Genomic DNA, 4,587 nt, shown 5'->3' with positions numbered 1-4,587 from the left:
GAGCAACAATTCCGGGAGTAATCGTTATTTATATTTTAATCATGTTATTCTGGTTAGTTGGAATTCATGGTCAAAATATGTTAGGGGCAATCAAAGAAGCGTTATTTACACCATTGATGCTTGAAAACATTGAAATGTTCTCAAAAAACAATGATGCCTATAGCAGTGATTTACACATTTTTGCGATGGCCTGGTTATCAATGTTTGGTGATTTTGGGGGATCTGGGGTCACGATTGGTTTAGTTATTGCCATCTTGATTTTTGGTAGACGTGAAGATAACCGCGCAATTGCGGGAATTTCAATAGTACCAGCATTATTTAATATTAATGAAACAGTGGTATTTGGGATTCCGATGGTATTAAATCCAATTTTGGGTATTCCGTTTATTTTAGCTCCAATTGCAACTATCATTGTTGGTTATATCTTAACAATTATTGGATTCTGTCCAAGAGCGGTTATCAATACACCGTGGACGACCCCACCGATTTTATATGGCTTTTTAACAACCGGAGCCAATATCATGGGTGCTGTTTCCCAGGCAATTGCAATTGTAGTATCGATCGTAATTTATACACCATTTTTAATGGCATACGAGCGATTCCAAAACAAGCAATAGAAAAATTATAAAAGAAGTATCATCAAATACTTCTTTTATAAAAAGAAAAAAAGAATTTTTTTATCATGATAGCAAATGGATTTTAATAAAAATATTAGAAAAAAATACGTTGTTTTATTCATATATTTTCTTTTTACCAAAAATAACTAAAATTTAATCAAAAGGAGGAAAAAATATGTTACACAAAAAACTAAAACCATTTCCTAAAGATTTTTTATGGGGTGCTAGTACATCAGCCTATCAGGTAGAAGGAGCTAATCTTGAAGATGGTAAAGGACCATCATGTCAGGATGTTAAGGTTGTTCCTGAGGGAACATCAGATTTAAAAGTTTGTGCTGATCATTATCATCATTATCAAGAAGATATTGCTTTAATGGCAGAAATGGGCTTTAAATCATATCGTTTTTCAATTGCCTGGACGAGGATTTTACCAGAGGGTGAAGGAGCAGTTAATCAAAAAGGAATTGATTATTATAATGATTTAATTAATGAATGTTTAAAATATGGAATCGAACCAATTGTAACAATGTTCCATTTCGATATGCCAGCAATGCTAGATAAAAGAGGTTCCTGGTCTAACCCGGATTCTGTTAACTGGTTTGTCAATTTTGCGAAAGTATTATTTGAAAACTTTGGTGATCGGGTGAAATACTGGTTAACGATTAATGAACAAAATATGTTAACTTTGGTTGGTAAAACAATTGGAACTTTAATTGTACCTGAAGATACTGCTAATCTAACGAAAGAAATTTATCAACAAAATCATCATCAGTTAGTAGCTCAGGCTAAAGCAATGGTTTTATGTCATGAAATGTTACCGGATGCTAAAATCGGTCCGGCTCCTAATATTGGATTAGTCTATCCGGCATCATGTAAACCAGCCGATGTTTTGGCAGCGCAAAATTATAATGCAATTAGAAACTGGTTATATTTAGATATGGCTGTTTATGGTGTTTATAATAATCTAGTATGGGCTTATTTAGAAGAACATGATGCTTGTCCGACTTTTGCTCCTGGTGATAAAGAAGTGTTAAAAGAAGCGCATCCGGATTTTATCGGTTTTAATTATTATACAACTTCAACGGCTGAAGAAAGTGATGGAACAGAAGAAATCGATCCTGCTGCCGATCAACAGTCAGACCGTGGAGAAGCTGGGGTTTATAAAGGATATCATAACCCTAATTTAATGAAAACCGAATTTGGCTGGGAAATTGATCCGGTTGGTTTTCGAGCTACAATGCGAGAAATGTATTCACGTTATCACTTACCGTTATTAGTGACAGAAAATGGTTTAGGTGCTTATGATACTTTAACTAGTGATGGTAAAGTACATGATCAATATCGAATTAAATATTTACAAGAACACATTAAACAAATTCAATTAGCTATTAGTGATGGTGTTGAAATGATGGGATATAATCCTTGGTCAGCAATTGATCTGATTTCAACCCATGAAGGAATGAAGAAAAGATATGGATTTATTTATGTAGATCGAGATGAATTTGATTTAAAAACATTAAAACGATATCGTAAAGATTCATTTTACTGGTATCAAAAAGTAATTAAATCCAATGGCGAAGATTTAAGTGATTTATAGGAGGAAAAGAAAATGATTAGAATTATGTTAGCATGTGCTGGTGGAATGTCAACTAGCTTATTAATGAACAAAATGAAAGATGAAGCTAAAAAAAGAGGATTAGAAATTTCTGTTGATGCAATTGGTGAAAAAACGATTGATCAACATTTAGGAGAATTTGATGTCTTATTATTAGGACCACAAGTTAGATATGCTGTTGCCGGAGTAAAGAAAATACTTGATGGTAAAGTACCGTTTGATGTAATTGATATGCGTGATTATGGTTTGATGAATGGTGCTAAAGTATTAGATGTAGCTTTAAAAATGTATGAGGATTTTTATAATAAATAAGATGAAGACAAAAGAGGAAATGATAATATTGAAATCATTTCCTTTTTTAGAGTAAAAATTAGTATCTTGTTATTTAGGTAAAGCTTTAATTCTTTTAATGCCCATAATTATTAATATAAGCATGGCCATGATCCAGGCTCCAGGTTCTCCCAAAAATAAAATATCACTATCAAAGTAATTAACCAATACCAAAGCAACGAAGACTCTGGTAAAAAACTCCATGACGCCTGATAAAAACGAAGCTAAAGTATTTGACAAGCCTTGTAAAATATTTCTAAACACATTCAATAAATATAAACTGCTTAAAAAACAGCTCATTACAAATAAATACTGATAAGCAATTTCTAATACCTGGAAATAGTTTTCATTTTTAGCATCAATAAATAAACTTAATATCGGTTTACCGGCAATGATCATCGTTAATGAAATTAGCACTGATAAGCCAATAGCGATGATTATTGATTGTTTTACACCTTGGCGAATCCGTCCATATAATCCGGCTCCATAATTTTGAGCGACATAAGTAGTCATTGCATATCCTAAAGAAATAGCCGAACTTTCTAATAAACCATAAATTTTATTAGTAGCTGTAAAACCGGCAATAAAGATAAAACCTTGCTGGTTGATGGCTGATTGGAAAATCATTCCGCCAACGGCAATTAAAACATGCTGCAAGGCTAAAGGGAAACCTAAAGAACATAATTTTTTAATTAGTGAAAAATCTTTTTCCCAAATTTCATGTTCCCAAGAAATTAGCTGCATCTTCCATAAAACTCTAAAGCAATAACAAAAGGCTAAAAATTGAGCTGTAACTGTAGCAATAGCGGCACCGGCAATTCCCCAGTTAAATTGTAATACGAATAACAAATCTAATGCTACATTAGTTATCCCCGCAATCAAAATGGCAATCAATGGTGTTTTACCATCGCCAATTGCTCGTAAGATTGATGAGGCCATATTATAAGCCATAACAATGATGATCCCGCCATACATGATATGTAAGTAGGTACTAGCACCACTAAAAACATCATCAGGTGTTTGTAAAGCTTGCAGCAAAGGAGTAGCAACAGCTAAAAAGAGAATAGTTAGTAAAATAGCCAAACCTAGACATAATTGAATTGTTTTCGCAATCGCTTTTTTTACCTGAAGTTTATCATTGATACCAAAATATTGAGCAATTGGAATAGCAAATCCTTGGCATAAAGCTAAAATGATCCATAATACTAGCCAGTATGGCCAATCAGTTGCCCCAACAGCTGCTAATGCTATAACACCGACTCCCTGACCAACGATAATTGCATCAACGATCATATACAGCTGCTGTCCTAAATTAGCTAAAACTAGCGGGATCATGAAAGTAATAATTAATTTTATTGGCGAACCAATAGTCATGTTCTGTTCGCGATTCATTTATATACCCCCTTTAATAATTGACAATTTTTTAAATGCTATATAATATTAATATCAAAATAAAGCTATGTATAGTTATAATTGTACCAATTAATATAAATATTGTATCAAAGGAGATTATATGCAATTAAAACAAATAGTAACTGATGCGACTTTGTTAGAACAAATTGAATATCCCTTCAATACTTTACCGGTATTATATTATCAGGATTGTTTAGATGAATATTTAAATGGGGAGATTGGTTATCATTGGCACCATGATTTTGAGATATTTTTAGTTTTAAAAGGAGAAATTGAACACACAGTTATCAATAATGAAAATAATAAAGAAGTTTGTCTTTTAAAACAAGGCGATGGCATCTTTGTTAATCCCAAAACATTACATAAGTTAAAACAAAGACAGCCAGGTACAATAATTTTAGGTATCTTGATACAAATAAACTTTTTTGATGCTTTATCAATGAAAAATGTTTACGCTAAAGATGTTTTGCCTTTGATCAATTCATCACTTGCCATTAGTGTTTTATCAAAGCAAAATGATCAAGAACGGAAGATTTTAGATTATGTAAGAAAAATAGTCGCAGTATCCAAAGAAGATGAATTATATTGTTTGGAATTGCTTTGTCGTTTATG

Annotated in this window: 5 protein-coding genes; 4 read left to right on the top strand and 1 reads right to left on the bottom strand. The window is 32.4% G+C overall.

Features of this window, described 5'->3' with window-relative positions; all coding sequences use genetic code 11:
* The 3 genes from J7M77_RS14755 to J7M77_RS14745 all read left to right on the top strand — a co-directional run.
* Positions 1-617 (top strand): PTS transporter subunit EIIC (locus tag J7M77_RS14755; RefSeq protein ID WP_296879942.1); only part of this gene is annotated, 617 nt, incomplete at its 5' end.
* Positions 618-792: 175 nt separating this feature from the next.
* Positions 793-2,214 carry a glycoside hydrolase family 1 protein gene (locus J7M77_RS14750; RefSeq protein ID WP_296879939.1) on the top strand — a complete coding sequence of 474 codons (1,422 nt, stop codon included), beginning with the start codon at positions 793-795 and terminating at the stop codon, positions 2,212-2,214.
* A 12-nt stretch (positions 2,215-2,226) separates the two neighbouring features.
* On the top strand, positions 2,227-2,544 hold the full coding sequence (locus J7M77_RS14745; RefSeq protein WP_296879937.1) for a PTS sugar transporter subunit IIB: 318 nt from the start codon (positions 2,227-2,229) through the stop codon (positions 2,542-2,544).
* Positions 2,545-2,613: 69 nt separating this feature from the next.
* Here the strand turns inward: J7M77_RS14745 and J7M77_RS14740 are convergent, their stop codons facing one another.
* Entirely contained in the window at positions 2,614-3,954 is a 1,341-nt protein-coding gene (locus J7M77_RS14740) for an MATE family efflux transporter (protein ID WP_296879935.1), read from the bottom strand.
* 121 nt (positions 3,955-4,075) lie between these two features.
* On the opposite strand from J7M77_RS14740, the gene J7M77_RS14735 reads away from it, so the two are divergent.
* On the top strand, positions 4,076-4,587 hold a 512-nt coding region (locus J7M77_RS14735; protein WP_296879933.1), incomplete at its 3' end, for a cupin domain-containing protein.

It is taken from the genome of Thomasclavelia sp., from assembly GCF_017889095.1.
In the GTDB taxonomy this organism is placed as follows: domain Bacteria; phylum Bacillota_I; class Bacilli_A; order Erysipelotrichales; family Coprobacillaceae; genus Thomasclavelia.
Note: the sequence above shows the minus strand (reverse complement) of the source record. Positions and strands in the feature narration are given on the sequence as shown.

What these genes read in the sequence shown, in the direction of transcription:
- J7M77_RS14750 (WP_296879939.1), top strand. Translation starts at nt 793, where the DNA reads ATGTTACACAAAAAACTAAAACCATTTCCTAAAGATTTTTTATGGGGT.
- J7M77_RS14745 (WP_296879937.1), top strand. Translation starts at nt 2,227, where the DNA reads ATGATTAGAATTATGTTAGCATGTGCTGGTGGAATGTCAACTAGCTTA.
- J7M77_RS14740 (WP_296879935.1), bottom strand. Translation starts at nt 3,954, where the DNA reads ATGAATCGCGAACAGAACATGACTATTGGTTCGCCAATAAAATTAATT.